At 63.1% G+C, this 13,927-nt stretch carries 10 protein-coding genes; 5 read left to right on the forward strand and 5 right to left on the reverse strand.

Annotated elements, in window-relative coordinates:
- Nucleotides 1-92: 92 nt before the first annotated feature.
- From Q6D67_RS02675 to Q6D67_RS02690, 4 genes are read left to right on the forward strand one after another with little or no spacing between them, the layout of a single operon-like run.
- On the forward strand, nucleotides 93-2,264 hold the full coding sequence (locus Q6D67_RS02675; RefSeq protein WP_304703991.1) for an ABC transporter substrate-binding protein: 2,172 nt from the start codon (nucleotides 93-95) through the stop codon (nucleotides 2,262-2,264).
- A gap of 12 nt (nucleotides 2,265-2,276) precedes the next feature.
- Nucleotides 2,277-3,254, forward strand: coding sequence for an ABC transporter permease (locus tag Q6D67_RS02680; RefSeq protein ID WP_304703992.1), 978 nt, complete (start codon nucleotides 2,277-2,279; stop codon nucleotides 3,252-3,254).
- Nucleotides 3,255-3,266: 12 nt separating this feature from the next.
- Nucleotides 3,267-4,637, forward strand: coding sequence for an ABC transporter permease (locus tag Q6D67_RS02685; protein ID WP_304703993.1), 1,371 nt, complete (start codon nucleotides 3,267-3,269; stop codon nucleotides 4,635-4,637).
- Nucleotides 4,634-6,259 carry an ABC transporter ATP-binding protein gene (locus Q6D67_RS02690; protein WP_304703994.1) on the forward strand — a complete coding sequence of 542 codons (1,626 nt, stop codon included), beginning with the start codon at nucleotides 4,634-4,636 and terminating at the stop codon, nucleotides 6,257-6,259. Before Q6D67_RS02685 ends, Q6D67_RS02690 begins: the two co-directional genes overlap by 4 nt.
- Here the strand turns inward: Q6D67_RS02690 and gdhA are convergent, their stop codons facing one another.
- From gdhA to Q6D67_RS02710, 4 genes are all read right to left on the reverse strand, one after another.
- Complete coding sequence (gene gdhA / locus Q6D67_RS02695; RefSeq protein ID WP_304703995.1) at nucleotides 6,260-7,618, reverse strand: NADP-specific glutamate dehydrogenase; 1,359 nt, start codon at nucleotides 7,616-7,618, stop codon at nucleotides 6,260-6,262.
- Nucleotides 7,619-7,719: 101 nt separating this feature from the next.
- The gene (locus Q6D67_RS02700) at nucleotides 7,720-8,391 is read right to left on the reverse strand and encodes a 2OG-Fe(II) oxygenase (protein WP_304703996.1); all 672 of its coding nucleotides are present in this window, start codon (nucleotides 8,389-8,391) and stop codon (nucleotides 7,720-7,722) included.
- Nucleotides 8,388-9,842: a RimK family protein gene (locus tag Q6D67_RS02705; RefSeq protein ID WP_304703997.1), complete on the reverse strand. Its 1,455-nt coding sequence runs from the start codon at nucleotides 9,840-9,842 to the stop codon at nucleotides 8,388-8,390. The genes Q6D67_RS02700 and Q6D67_RS02705 overlap by 4 nt, the downstream gene beginning before the upstream one ends.
- Before the next feature lie 11 nt (nucleotides 9,843-9,853).
- On the reverse strand, nucleotides 9,854-10,963 hold the full coding sequence (locus tag Q6D67_RS02710) for an NADH:flavin oxidoreductase (RefSeq protein ID WP_304703998.1): 1,110 nt from the start codon (nucleotides 10,961-10,963) through the stop codon (nucleotides 9,854-9,856).
- A 25-nt stretch (nucleotides 10,964-10,988) separates the two neighbouring features.
- On the opposite strand from Q6D67_RS02710, the gene Q6D67_RS02715 reads away from it, so the two are divergent.
- Complete coding sequence (locus Q6D67_RS02715; protein ID WP_304703999.1) at nucleotides 10,989-12,422, forward strand: DASH family cryptochrome; 1,434 nt, start codon at nucleotides 10,989-10,991, stop codon at nucleotides 12,420-12,422.
- Here Q6D67_RS02715 and Q6D67_RS02720 read toward each other — a convergent pair.
- A complete protein-coding gene (locus tag Q6D67_RS02720) occupies nucleotides 12,358-13,908 on the reverse strand; it encodes a cryptochrome/photolyase family protein (RefSeq protein WP_304704000.1) in 1,551 nt (516 codons plus the stop codon). The two genes, Q6D67_RS02715 and Q6D67_RS02720, sit on opposite strands and share 65 nt — an antisense overlap.
- Nucleotides 13,909-13,927: the final 19 nt, after the last annotated feature.

Consider the following 13,927-nt stretch of genomic DNA (forward strand, 5'->3'; position numbering starts at 1 on the left):
CCCCTGCGTTTTCGCGAGCGCAACGGGCCCATTAACCGCCGGTGTATTTACTGTTAACATTGCCGCCCCTACCGCTGAACGGACCACCCAGCATGCTGCCTCGACTGGCCGCCCGGACCCGGGCCGCCGCCCTGCTATGCGGCTCCCTGCTCCTCGTTGCCTGCACAGACGGGCCCTGGAACAACCCCAATCCGCCCACGCCCGAAGGCCTGGTGACCTACCAGTCGATGATATCGCCGGCACCGCCGAAACACCTGGATCCGGCCATTTCCTATGCCTCGGACGAATCGCTGATCCTGATGCAGATTTACGAGCCCCCCATGGGCTACCACTTCCTCAAACGCCCCTATGAGCTGATTCCCCTCGGCGTCGAGGATTTCCCCCGGATTACCTACCTGAACGCGAGCGGGGAGGAAATCGACCCGGACCAGGAAGAAGTGGCGTTTTCCCGCTACCGGCTGACCGTGCGAGCAGACGCTCGCTACCAGCCCCATCCCGCTTTTGCGGTCGATGAAGCGGGAGCCCCCCGCTATGTCTTCAGCGAGCCGGAGCAAGGATCCCGCTTCACCCAGATCAGCGACTTCCCTCACACCGGCTCCCGCGCGGTCCGCGCCAACGACTACGTCTACGCGATCAAGCGCCTGGCCGACCCGTTCAACGGCTCGCCCATGCTCGGCTTTATGGCTCAATATATTGTCGGAATGGAGGAATTCTCGGACCAGTTGCAGGACATCCAGCGAGACGGCTGGCTCGATCTTGACCAGTTCCCGATGCTGGGGCTGGAGGTCATCGACGAGCGCACTTTCGACATTACCATCAAGGGCCGCTACCCGCAGTTCAGCTACTGGCTGGCGATGCACTTCTTTTCTCCCATTCCCCCGGAGGTGGACCGTTTTTTCCGCAACCCGGGGTTTATCAACCGCAACCTGACCCTGGACTGGTGGCCGGTGGGCAGCGGTCCGTTCATGATGGTGAAGAATGACCCCAACAGCGAAATCGTACTCGAGCGGAATCCCAATTTTCGCGAAGACTACTACCCCAGCGAGGGCGCACCGGGCGACGCCGAGCAGGGCCTGCTGGATGACGCCGGCAAGCGCCTGCCTCTGGTGGACCGGGCGGTCTTCCGGCTGGAAAAGGAAGTCCTCTCCCTGTGGACCAAATTCCTGCAAGGCTACTACGACCGTTCCGGGGAAAACCACGGCAACACCAACCGGGTTTTCGACCAGGCCTTCGTGGTCGGCCCCGACGGCGTAGAGCTGAGTGCGGAGATGGCGGACCGCAATATCAGCGTGTCACCCGATGTAAAACCGGCCCTCTACTACTATGGCTTCAATATGCGCGACCCGGTAGTGGGCGGCTACAGCGAGGAGAAGCGCAAGCTGCGCCGGGCGCTGCAGATCGCCTTTGACACCGAGGAGTATCTGAACATTTTCTACAAGGGTAACGGTATCGCCGCCCATACGCCGATCCCGCCCGGCATTCCGGGCTTCGTCGACGGCGAGGCGGGTATCAACCCCTACGTCTACGACTGGGTGGACGGTGGACCAAAGCGCAAATCGATAGAGCACGCTCAGCAGCTGCTGGTGGAAGCCGGCTACCCCAACGGCCGCGATGCCCGCACCGGCGAGCCGCTGAAGATTTTCATCGATGTGCAGAGCCAGGCCATCTCCAATACCAGCATGAACTGGATCGACCGCGCCTTCGCCCGTATCGGGGTGCAGGTAGAGTATCGGCCGGCGGACTGGAACCGGACCCGGGAAAAACTGCTCACCGGCAACACCCAGATCTACTCCCACGGCTGGTTGGCAGACTACCCCGACCCGGAGAACTTCCTGTTCCTGCTATTCGGCCCGGAGAGCCCGCTGCTCTGCAAATGCGACGGCGCCAACAACTCCAACTATGAGTCGGAGGAGTACGATGCGCTGTTCCGCGCCATGCGAGTGCTGCCCCCCGGCGCCGAGCGGGAAACCATTGTCGCCAGAATGGTGGACCTGTTCCGGGAGGACGCAGTGTGGCTGTTCGCCTACTACCCCAAGGATATTTACCTGAACAACAGCTGGGTGCACAACAACAAACGCCACGGTATCTCCAAGAGCACGCTCAAGTACGTACGCATCGACGAAACGCTGCGCGAACAAAAGCGTGCGCAGTGGAACCAGCCGGTGACCTGGCCGCTGTACGCGGGAGCGGTGCTGCTGATCGCCTTGCTGCTACCGGGAATAATCGCCTACCGCCGCCGCCTTCAGGCAACTGCGCGCCAATAACAGGACCCCCCTATGTTTGCCTACATCGTTCGCCGGCTGCTTTACGCCATTCCCATCCTGATTGGCGTCAACCTGCTGACATTCACCCTGTTCTTCGTGGTCAACTCGCCGGACGATATGGCCGCGTCCCAGCTCGGCGACAAATACGTCACTCCCGAAGCCATCGAGAACTGGAAGCAGAAGAATGGCTACGACAAGCCGCTGTTCCTGAACCCCGATGTCGCCGGGCTCGCGCGCCTGACCGACACCATCTTCTTCGACAAGTCCGTGCGCCTGTTCGCCTTTGACTTCGGCCGCTCGGAGAGTGGCCGCGACATCACCACCGATGTCGCTTCCCGCATGTGGCCCAGCCTGGCGGTGGCGCTGCCCACTTTTCTGGTGGGCATCGGCGTGAACATCTGCGTAGCGCTGATGGTGGTGATGTTCCACGGCACCCGGCTGGATCGAGGCGCCGTGTTCCTGTTCGTGGCGCTGATGTCGATTTCCTACCTGTTCTACATCATTGGCGGCCAGTTCCTGGTGGCCAAGACCTGGCGCCTGGTGCCCATTTCCGGCTTCCATGCCGAGGGCCAGGTGTGGAAGTTCCTGATCCTGCCGGTGCTGGTGGGGGTGGTCGCCGGTATCGGCGCCGGCGCGCGCTGGTACCGCACCCTGTTCCTGGAGGAAGCCAACCAGGACTACGTCCGCACCGCCCGCGCCAAGGGCTGCAGCGAGCTCACTATCCTGTTCCGGCACATCCTGCCCAACGCCCTGATTCCGATCCTGACCGGGGTCGTGGTGCTGATCCCCTCCCTGTTCATGGGCAGTCTGCTGATTGAATCGTTCTTCGGCATTCCCGGCCTGGGCAGCTACATGCTGGATGCGATCAATTCCCAGGACTTTGCCATCGTTCGCAGCATGGTCTTTATCGGCTCCATTCTCTACATCCTCGGCCTGCTGCTGACCGATATTTCCTACACCTGGGCTGATCCCCGGGTGCGGCTGTCCTGAGGCCTGTTGCTGATGAAACCCGTTGTTCTCTGGTCCGACGCCCTGATCTATCTGCTGGTGATCGCCCTGGCCTTCTTCTTCTACCGGCTGCGCAAGGACCCGCAGACCCGTGAGCGCTGGGCGGAAGTGTTCAGCTCCAGGCTGGGCATGGTCGCCTTCACGGTCATAGCTGCCTATATCATGGTCGCCCTGCTGGATTCCCTGCACTTTCGCCGCGCGCTGGAAAACCCGGAAGGTGTTGCAGTGGAGGAGGTGTTCTATGACAACAAGGTCACCAGCGTCTTTGACCTGCTGACCGGAGGCATGGGGGAGCGTTTCGAGCGCACCTATTCGGCGCCCTTTGCCCTGATCTCTTTTGAAAAGGAAAACCTCAAGGACGCGGCCGGCAAGGACATCCGCGATTACCCGCCCCTGCGCCATGCCGGCCAGCATCTGGCCGACCCGTCCCAGCGCGGCGCGGATGTGCTGGGCAAGACCTTCACCGCACTGTTCTGGGGCCTGCTGCTGTCGGCACTGTTGATAGGGCCCCAGTGGCTGCTGCTGCGCCGCAGCCGCTACCCCTGGCACGCCTCCTGGCTGACTCAGGGCAGCATTATCTGCAGCGGCGTCTGGATGGTCAGCCTGAGCCGCTACTACCACATCCTCGGCACCGACCTGGGCGGCACCGATGTGCTCTACCAGTCGCTCAAGGGTATTCGCACCGGGGTACTGCTGGGCACCCTCGCGACCCTGATCATGCTGCCGATCGCGGTAACGCTCGGCGTCATGGCGGGTTACTTCAAGGGCTGGGTGGATGACGTGGTGCAGTACCTGTATACAACCCTGAGTTCCATCCCCGGCATCCTGTTGATTGCCGCCTCGGTGCTGCTGTTCCAGGTTTACATCGACCTCAACCCGGATTTCTTCGCCGTCGGCATGGAGAAGGCGGACGCCAAGTTCATCGCCCTGTGCTTCATCCTCGGGGTCACCAGCTGGTCCACCCTGTGCCGTCTGATCCGGGCGGAAACCCTGAAAATCAGCCAGCTCGGCTACGTGCAGGCGGCCCACGCCTTCGGCGTCAGCCACACCCGCATCCTGGCGCGGCATGTGCTGCCCAACGTGGTGCACATCATCCTCATCACCTTCGTCCTGGAGTTCAGCGCCCTGGTACTGGCAGAGGCGGTGCTGTCCTATATCGGCGTCGGCGTGGATCCGTCCATGGGCAGCTGGGGCAACATGATCAACGGCGCCCGCTCCGAGCTGTCGCGGGAACCGGCTGTCTGGTGGACCCTGACCGGCGCCTTTTTCTTCATGTTCGCGCTGGTACTGGCCGCCAACCTGTTTTCCGACCTGGTCCGTGACGCCTTCGATCCCCGCACCAGCCTGCGGAGGGTGGAAGCATGAACGCCCCGAAACAGCAGCAGACGGCCGGTAGCATCTGTATGCGGGTCTCCGACCTGACCGTGGTCCTGGCAGAGAGCGGCGAGCCTATCGTCAAGGGTGTCAGTTTTGAACTCAGGGCGGGCCACATTTTTGCCCTGGTCGGCGAGTCCGGCAGCGGCAAGTCGGTAACCTCGCTGGCCGCCATGCGGCTGCTGCCCGACGCCCTGAAAATCAGCGCCGGCAGTGTCGATGTGGAAGGCGCGGACCTGTTCGCCCTGTCCGAGGCGCGGATGCAGGAGATACGTGGCCGCAAGGTCGCGATGATCTTCCAGAATGCGATGAGTGCCCTGAATCCGGTGCAAACCGTGGGCAACCAGGTAGCCGAAACACTGAAGCTGCATACGCCGCTGCGGGGTGCTGCCCTGCGTAACCGCGTTATCCAGCTGTTTACTGAAGTCGGCATCCCCGACCCGGACCAGCGTTTCGGTTTTTTCCCGCACCAACTCTCAGGCGGCCAGCAGCAGCGGGTGATGATTGCCATGGCCCTGGCCTGCGAACCGGATGTCTTGATTGCCGACGAGCCCACCACTGCGCTCGATGTCACCATCCAGCTACAGGTGCTGAACCTGATCCGCGAGCTGACCCGCACCCGCCAACTCGCGGTATTGCTGATCACCCACGATATGGGCGTGGTCAGGAACACCGCCGATGAAGTGGCGGTGATGTATCGCGGTGAGTTGATCGAACGCGCCAGCGTCGATCAGTTCTTCCACGATCCGCAGCAGGCCTACAGCCGCAAGCTGATCGATGCGCTGCCTGACCTCGAGCACTTCCGCGCCGCCGCAGCGGAAGAACCGCTGCTGGTGCTGAAGGACGTCAAGGTACACTTCCCCATCCGCAAGGGCTTGCTGCAGCGTACCGTCGACTATACCAGGGCCGTAGACGGCGTCTCCCTGGCGATTGGCCGCGGCGAGACCTTCGCCCTCGTAGGCGAGTCAGGCAGCGGCAAATCCACTCTGGGCCGCGCGATTCTCAATCTGGAAGAGATTGCCGGCGGCGAAATCCTGTTCCGGGGCGAACCCATACAGGGCATCGGCCGCAGCGCCATGCTGCCCTATCGCAAGCAGATTCAGGTGATTTTCCAGAACCCTTTCTCCTCCATGAACCCGCGCATGACCGTCGGCGACATCATCGCCGAGGGCATGATCAGCCTCGGCCTGGCGCTGACGGAGGACGCGCGCAACGCCCGCATCCATGAACTGCTGGCACGGGTACAACTGGGAGCCGAACATGCCCGCCGCTATCCGCACGAATTCTCCGGCGGTCAACTACAGCGGATTGCGATAGCACGCGCCCTGGCGGTAGATCCGGAGTTGATCATCTGCGATGAACCGACCAGTGCCCTGGATGTGTCGATTCGTGCCGAGGTGCTGGAACTGCTGGCGGAATTGCAGCGGGAGTTCGGGGTATCCTACCTGTTTATCACCCACGACCTGTCCATCGTGCCGACCCTTGCGCACAAGGTTGGCGTCATGCAGCTGGGGAAACTGATGGAACAGGGTACTGCGGAGCAGATCCTGACCGCTCCGCAACACCCCTATACCCAGGCCCTGCTGGCCGCAGTGCCCAGGCTGGAGGACTGACTACATCACACCGTAGGCAATCATTGCCGAGGCGACCTTGTTGAAACCGGCAACATTGGCGCCCTTGAAGTAGTCGACATGGCCGTCGGCAGCGGTGCCAAACTCGACGCACTGGTCATGAATGCCGCGGATGATCTTGTGCAGATGATCATCCACCTCGTCGCGGCTCCACTGCAGGCGCAGGCTGTTCTGGCTCATCTCCAGTCCCGACACCGCCACGCCGCCGGCATTGGCCGCCTTCGACGGCGAGTGCAGCAGCTCCTTCTTGCCCTGGATGACCTTGATAGCCTCCGGCGTCGTGGGCATATTGGCCCCTTCGGCGATGGCCCTGCAGCCGTTCTTGATCAGCTTCTCGGCATCGGACTTGTCAATCTCATTCTGGGTTGCGCAGGGGAAGGCAAGTTCGCAGGGCACGTTCCAGGGCCGCTCGCCCTCGAAGTACTCGCCGCCAAACTCCCGCACATATTCCTCGATCCGGCCCCGGCGCTTGTTTTTCAGCTCCATGATCCACATCAGCTTGTCGTGGGTGATCCCGCTCGGGTCGTGGATAAAGCCCGCAGAATCGGACAGGGTAATCACCTTGGCACCCAGCTCGATCAGCTTCTCCGCGCAGTAGGTGGCGACATTGCCCGAGCCAGAGACCGCGCAGCTGCGGCCCTCAATGCTCTCCTTGTGGTGCGCCAGCATCTCTTCCATCATGTATACGCAGCCGTAGCCGGTAGCCTCGGGGCGAATGCGGCTGCCGCCAAATTCCAGCGCCTTGCCGGTCAGCACGCCTTCAAAGCGATTCATCAGGCGCTTGTACTGGCCGAACATATAGCCGACCTCGCGGGCGCCTACGCCGATGTCACCGGCGGGCACGTCGGTATCGGGACCGATGTGCTTGCTGAGCTCGGTCATGAAAGCCTGGCAGAAGCGCATGACCTCGCGGTCGCTTTTGCCCTTGGGATTGAAGTCCGCACCGCCCTTGCCACCGCCCATGGGCAGGCCGGTAAGACTGTTCTTGAACACCTGCTCAAAGGCGAGGAACTTCAGTACCGACTGATTGACTGTGGGGTGAAAACGGATGCCGCCCTTGTAGGGGCCGATGGCATTGTTCTGCTGCACGCGGAAACCGCGATTGACCCTGACATTGCCGTCATCGTCCTCCCACACCACGCGGAAAGTAACAATGCGGTCGGGTTCGGTCATCCGCTCCAGAATCATCAGGTCCTTGTAGATAGGCTTGTCGGCAATGTAGGGGATGATGTCCATCGCCACCTCCTGCACTGCCTGCAGGAATTCCGGCTCCCCCGGATTGCGACGCTCGACCCCCGCCAGGAAACTGTTGAGGTCATCTGCCTGGTGTGTACTCACCATTGTTTTTCTCCTTGTTGGTGCTGCAGTCCCGTCGATGCCGATCCCGGCCTCCGCTGTCAGCCAGACACAGCTTAGACCTGCGCAGTGTCGACGTCCAATACCTAGCGCGGAGGGTCGACGCGGTGGCCGGTGGACTGATTGACCCGGAACCAGCCCGCGATGGAGTAGCGGTCGCGGGTGGCCGGCAATACCTCGTGTGGAAACTCCTCGCTCAGGAACAGGGCCATGGTACCCAGGCCGGGCAACACCTTGAGACTGGAGCCTGTGTCATCCCCGTGGTACAGCACCAGTTCGCCCCCATCCGCCAGTTGCCAGTCCGGATTCAGGTAGACCACCAGGGAAAGGACGCGATTGGCCTCCCCGCGAAAGGCATCCAGATGCTTGCGGTAGAAGTCACCGGGGCGGTAGTGGGCAAAATGGCTCTCGAAGGAAAACAGTCCCAACAGCAGCTCGCGATTGAGAAAGCGCTGCAGCCTGGCCGCCCAATCGAGCCAGGCGCGCCCGGCCGCGGACTCACCGTTGATCCAGCAAACCTCGTCGGTACGCACGAAGTCATTCAGGGTGTGGGCTTCCTGGCGGCCCACCCCGGCGCGGGTAAAACGCCCGGCATTCATCTCTGCGAGGTGAGCCTGCAGCACACCCGCCAGGGAGCCAGGCAGGGCCTTGGGGCAGACCGTGAATCCACGCTCGCGCAGATCGCGGGCAATGCGCGCAAACAGCAGCTCGTCGCCAGCGGCAAGCTCCGCGGCCGTCAGCTCGACCAGAGCGCTCATCGGCCGCGCTGCTCCAGGCGTTGGTAAAACTCCGCCATGATCAGCATATACAGTTCCTTGCCCAGGTAGGCGTCCTCTACCCGATGCTCGATGCTCGGGTTGTCGTTGACCTCCATGACGTAAACCTGCTGGCCCTTTTGCTTGATATCGACGCCGTAGAGACCCTTGCCGACCACCTTGCAGGCTTTCAGGGCCGCGTCCAGTACCACTTTCGGTACTTCGAACGTGGGCAGGGTTTCAAAGCCGCCGGTGGCAAAGCGCTTGGCGCCGTGGTTATAGATCTGCCAATGGTCACGGGCCATGTGGTAGCGGCAGGCGTAGATCGCACGCCCCGCCAGCACACCGACCCGCCAGTCGAAATCCGTGTACATGAACTCCTGCACCAGCACCAGCGCCGTGTCACTCAGCAGCTCCCGCAGCCGGGATGTCAGCTCGTCACGATTGGCAACCTTGTAGATACCCTTGGAGAACGAGCCCTCGGGCATTTTCAGCACGCAGGGATAGCTGAACTGGGCCTCTATCTCGTCCAGCTCTGGTTCGGAAACCCCAATCACTGTGCGGGTTTTCAGCGAAGGCACCCGGTGGTAGCTGAAGGCGTCGTGCAGGAACACCTTGTTGCAGCAGCGCAGAATGGAGGTGGAATCGTCGATCACCACCAGGCCTTCCCGCTCGGCCTTGCGCGCCAGGCGGTAGGTGTGGTGGTCAATGGCCGTGGTTTCGCGGATAAACAGCGCATCGTATTGCGCAATCTGCGAGGCCTGCGCGGCAGTAATCGTCTCCGCCTGCATGCCGACCTTGGCAGCGGCCTTGATGAAGCGTTTGATCGCCTCGGCGTCGCTGGGCGGAATGGCCTCGTCGGGATTCACCAGGATCGCCAGGTCCCAGCGCAGCTGCTTGCGCGAGCCGGAGCTGCGCCAAACCTTCTCGGTGAACATTTGCAGCCGCTGCTGGAACAGGTCGCGCTCGCGTTCGGCCAGGCGGTTGTAACCGTGGCGACGCACGCTCAGCTGCAGGCCGCCAGCGTCCAGGGAGAGACTGAAGCAGAGGATCGGGGCGGGATAGCGCTCGAACAGGCGCCGCACCGGCTGCCGCAGGCGCTCATCCTCGGTCCAGCCGAAGTAAGCCAGAAATTCCCGCTCCTCTCCCTCCTGCAGCGGGTTGGGCGCGAATGCCGCCAGGTTGGTTTCGTCGTCCGGCCCCAGGGCGAGGTCCCGCAGGTCGTTGATGGTGCTGATGCTGGGCAGAACCTTGTGCTGGCGCGCCTCCGCCAGCAGCGAGCAGTAGTAGCCGCGGCTCAGGTAGTACTCGGTATCGCAGAGATTGATCAGCCGGGTCTTGGGCTCGTTGCGCTTGGGAAAATCCACCAGGTAGCGCTCGAAGGATATGACCTCAAGCGTATCGCTGGCCAGCCGCGCATCTTCCTCATCGACGACAATAATGGTCTTGTGCATACCGCCCCCTGTCAGGCCAGAGTCGCAAGGTCTTCCTTGCGGAACGCTTTCATCTGCGGCAGCGCGTTCGACCGCAGCAGCTCCACCCAGTCCGGGTTGGCCAGCAGCGCGCGCCCCACGGCCACCAGGTCGAATTCACCGGCCTGCAGCCGCTGCAGCAGCTCATCCAGGCTGGCCGGATCCGCCTCGCGGAAGGTGGAATCCCCGGGTTCCGGGATGAAGTCGACATCGAGGCCGACACTGCCCACGGTGATGGTCGGTTTACCGGTAAGCTTTTTCGTCCAGCCTGCGAGATTCAATGCAGAGCCCGCAAACTCCGGCTCCCAGAAGCGGCGGGTCGAGCAGTGGAAAATGTCCACCCCCGCCGCACTCAGTGGCGCCAGGAAAGCTTCCAGTTCCTCCGGCGTCTGCGCCAGGCGCGCGCTGAAATCCTGCTGCTTCCACTGCGAGAACCGGAAAATTACTGGAAAGTCGGGGCCGACCGCCCCCCGTACCGCGGCAATGATTTCCACCGCGAAACGGCCGCGATTGGCCATTGAGCCACCGTAGGCATCCTCACGCTGGTTGGTGCCCTCCCAGAAGAACTGGTCAATCAGGTAGCCGTGAGCCCCGTGCAGCTCCAGCGCATCGAAACCGCAGGCGCGGGCATCCGCCGCCGCCCGGGCAAAGGCGGCGACCACGTCGTCAATGTCCTGTTGACTCATGACATGGCGGTTCATTTTCCCCGGCACGATCATCCCGGAAGGTGTATAGCCGGGCACATCGCCTTCCGGCGGCACCCCGGCCCGGCGCATGCCACCGACGTGCCACAGTTGCGGGGCAATCTTGCCGCCCTCGGCGTGCACGGCCTCGGCCACCCGGCGCCAGCCGGCAAGCCGTTCTTCACCGTGAAAATAGGGCACGTCCGGGTAGCCGCTGGCGGCGATGTGCCCGACGCAGGTGCCCTCGGTGATAATCAGCCCGGTCCCCCCCGCCGCGCGCCGCCGGTAATATTCCACCACGTTTTCCCCCGGCACATTACCGGGGGAGAAATTGCGGGTCATCGGCGCCATGACAACGCGGTTGGGCAAGCTGAGATTGCCCAGGACAAAGGGTTGCAGAAGGGCGTTGTCAAGACTCATGGGGCTCCGGGGAATTGGCACGCTGATGCGCGGCAGCGTATACCAGCTCTTGTCTTCGCGCCAGCATGGCGATCTGGCGGGCTCGCCCCTGCGTACCCCCTGCACATTCCACTACAATGACCCCATGCGCGAACTCTACTGGCTACAACAGGATCTGCGGCTACAGGACAACCCGGGGCTACTGGGCCACGCGGCAGCGTCGGAGTTGCTGATCGTTTATATCTCGCAGGAGCCCCGTCCCTGGTGCAACCTCAGGGGCGTCGGAGCACAGCGCAGCCGCATGCAGCTGGAGCACCTGCTGGAATTGCGCCAGGAGCTGCAGGCCCTGGGCCAGGATTTGTTGTTCCTCGAAGGCCACCCCGAGCAACTGCTACCGGCACTGGCCAGGCAATGGCGAATCGAGCGGGTCGGCACCAGCCGCTGCCCCGGGGACTACGAGACGCGGCAACTGGATGCACTGCGCGAGCGCCTGCCGGTGCCCCTGCAGGTTCACGGCGGCAACACCCTGTTCCAGCGCCAGATGCTGCCCTTTGCCCTGGAGGACCTGCCCGCCCAGTTCACTGCATTTCGGCGCGCGGTCGAGCACCTGGCCCTGGCTGAGCCACTACCGGCACCAGCGAGGTTGCCGCCGCCTCCCGCGGGCGTCGCCTTCCCACCGCTGCCGGCTGCGGACAACGCACCGCATCCCTCACTGCCCCTGCGCGGCGGCAGCCGGGCAGGCCATCGACGGCTGCAGCAGTTTACCTTTGGCGAGGAAGGCGTCGCCGAATACAAGCTGACCCGCAACTGCCTCGACCCCTTGAGCGGCTCCAGCACCCTGTCGCCCTGGCTGGCCAGTGGTGCGCTGTCAGCACGGGAAATCGCGCATACCCTTGCCGCCTTCGAGCAACAGCGGCTGCGCAACGAATCCACCGAGTGGCTCTACTTCGAATTGCTGTGGCGGGAGTACTTTCACTGGCGGGCACTGCTGGATGGCTCGCGCCTGTTTCGCTTCCGCGGCCTGGGCAACGGCCGCAAACACCGTTTCTGCACTTTTGATCCGCGGGCCTTCGCCCGCTGGTGCCAGGGCGATACCGACTACCCCCTGGTCAACGCCCTGCAGCGCCAGTTGCTGGCCACAGGCTGGATGAGCAATCGCGGCCGCCAGATCAGCGCCAGCTGCCTGATTCACGAGCTGGGACTGGACTGGCGCTATGGTGCCGCCTTTTTCGAAAAGCACCTGATCGACTACGACGTGGGCAGTAACTACGGCAACTGGCAATACATCGCCGGCGTGGGCTGCGACCCGCGCGGGGGACGCAGATTCAACCTGGAGAAGCAGGCCGCGGAACACGACCCGGACGGCACCTTTACCGCCAAGTGGGGCGGCAATCGCCCACCCCAGCCGCTTTACGTCACTGATGCCGCGGACTGGCCCCTGCCAGCAACAACGCCAGACTGCGATCCGCCCAGTCGGTAATTGCCTTGCGCTCCGCCGGCGCGCGCTTGCGCCAGTTGGCGGTAATCAGGCCCATGCGGGGATTGGCCGCCAGATAATCCAGGTGGCGATCAATGAAACGCCAGTACAGCGCATTGAAGGGGCAGGCCCCTTCCCCGGTCATCTTTGCCGGACTGTACTGACATTCCTTGCAGTGATTGCCCTGGCGCTGGATGTACTTGCCGCTGGCGGCGTAGGGCTTGCTGGCAATCAGCCCGTTATCCGCGTGCAACGCCATGCCCAGAGTGTTCGGCAACTCGACCCACTCGAAGGCATCCACGTAGACCGCCAGATACCAGTCACAGACCGCTTCCACATCCAGCCCCGCCAGCAGGGCAAAATTGCCGATCACCATCAGGCGCTGGATATGGTGGGCATAGCCGAGATCCAGGGTCTGACGCAGCGCCTGCTGCAGGCAGCGCAGCCCGGTTTCCCCGGTCCAGAAGAATTCCGGCAGCGGTTCACTGGCGGCAAAGGTATTGCGCGTCTTGTACTCCGGCATGGTCAGCCAGTAGACGCCGCGCACGTATTCGCGCCAGCCCAGGATCTGGCGAATAAAGCCCTCGGCGGCGGCGAGGCTGCAGTCACCGTCCCGGAAGGCCTGCTCCACCTGTTCACAGAGGGGCAGTGGCTCCAGCAGGCCGATATTGAGGTACATGGATATCTTGCTGTGAAACACCCAGGGCGACTCTTCCACCAGCGCGTCCTGGAAGCTGCCGAAACCGGGCAGTGCGTGGCGGCAGAACCAGTCGAATTCAAGGCGGGCCTCGGCTGCCGTGCAGGCGTAGTTGAACTGTTCAAGCTCCCCCGGGTTGTCCGGAAACGCGGCGGCGACCTCAGCCAGCACCGCCTGGGTGCAGTCGTCCTGCAGCAGCTGGCGTCGCGCGGGAATTGTCTCCTGCCCGCGCCAGCCCACACGGTTTTCCTGGTCGAAGTTCCAGCGGTCACCGGCGGGCTGGCCGTCGACTTCCAGCAAAATCCCGTGCTTGCGGCGCATGTCCCGGTAGAAGTATTCCATGCGCAGCTGCTTGCGGCCTTTTGCCCAGGCGCGGAATTCCGCATGGCTGGCGAGATAGCGGCTGTCCTCCAGCACTGCCACCGGTACCCCCAGCGCCTCCTTCCAGCCGGTCATGGCCTGTCGCAGGCGATATTCCCCGGGCTCGCAGACCCGTACAGCGCCGCAGGGTACTTCCTCCAGCGCCTGCGCCAGCGCCGCCTGCAGAGTGGGCTGCCCGTCGCCGAAGCTGAAGTAGCGCACCTGGAAGCCCCGCTGTCGCAGCTGGTCGCGGAAATGGCGCATGGCGGAAAAAATCAGCGCGATCTTGTGCCGGTTGTGGGGCACGTAACCGGCCTCCTCCGCGACCTCCGCCAGTACCACGAGGTCGCGGCAGGGGTCGGCGGCGATAAGGGCCGGGTTGGCCAGCGACAGCTGGTCACCCAGCACCAGGATAAGCGCGGAATCAGACATTGTGTTACTACGCGCCCCG

The sequence above is a fragment of the Haliea sp. E1-2-M8 genome (assembly GCF_030649675.1).
Taxonomy (GTDB): domain Bacteria; phylum Pseudomonadota; class Gammaproteobacteria; order Pseudomonadales; family Halieaceae; genus Haliea.

Excerpts from the sequence above, each read along its gene's own strand:
- Q6D67_RS02675 (WP_304703991.1), top strand. The coding sequence starts at position 93 with ATGCTGCCTCGACTGGCCGCCCGGACCCGGGCCGCCGCCCTGCTATGC.
- Q6D67_RS02680 (WP_304703992.1), top strand. The coding sequence starts at position 2,277 with ATGTTTGCCTACATCGTTCGCCGGCTGCTTTACGCCATTCCCATCCTG.
- Q6D67_RS02685 (WP_304703993.1), top strand. The coding sequence starts at position 3,267 with ATGAAACCCGTTGTTCTCTGGTCCGACGCCCTGATCTATCTGCTGGTG.
- Q6D67_RS02690 (WP_304703994.1), top strand. The coding sequence starts at position 4,634 with ATGAACGCCCCGAAACAGCAGCAGACGGCCGGTAGCATCTGTATGCGG.
- gdhA (WP_304703995.1), bottom strand. The coding sequence starts at position 7,618 with ATGGTGAGTACACACCAGGCAGATGACCTCAACAGTTTCCTGGCGGGG.
- Q6D67_RS02700 (WP_304703996.1), bottom strand. The coding sequence starts at position 8,391 with ATGAGCGCTCTGGTCGAGCTGACGGCCGCGGAGCTTGCCGCTGGCGAC.
- Q6D67_RS02705 (WP_304703997.1), bottom strand. The coding sequence starts at position 9,842 with ATGCACAAGACCATTATTGTCGTCGATGAGGAAGATGCGCGGCTGGCC.
- Q6D67_RS02710 (WP_304703998.1), bottom strand. The coding sequence starts at position 10,963 with ATGAGTCTTGACAACGCCCTTCTGCAACCCTTTGTCCTGGGCAATCTC.
- Q6D67_RS02715 (WP_304703999.1), top strand. The coding sequence starts at position 10,989 with ATGCGCGGCAGCGTATACCAGCTCTTGTCTTCGCGCCAGCATGGCGAT.
- Q6D67_RS02720 (WP_304704000.1), bottom strand. The coding sequence starts at position 13,908 with ATGTCTGATTCCGCGCTTATCCTGGTGCTGGGTGACCAGCTGTCGCTG.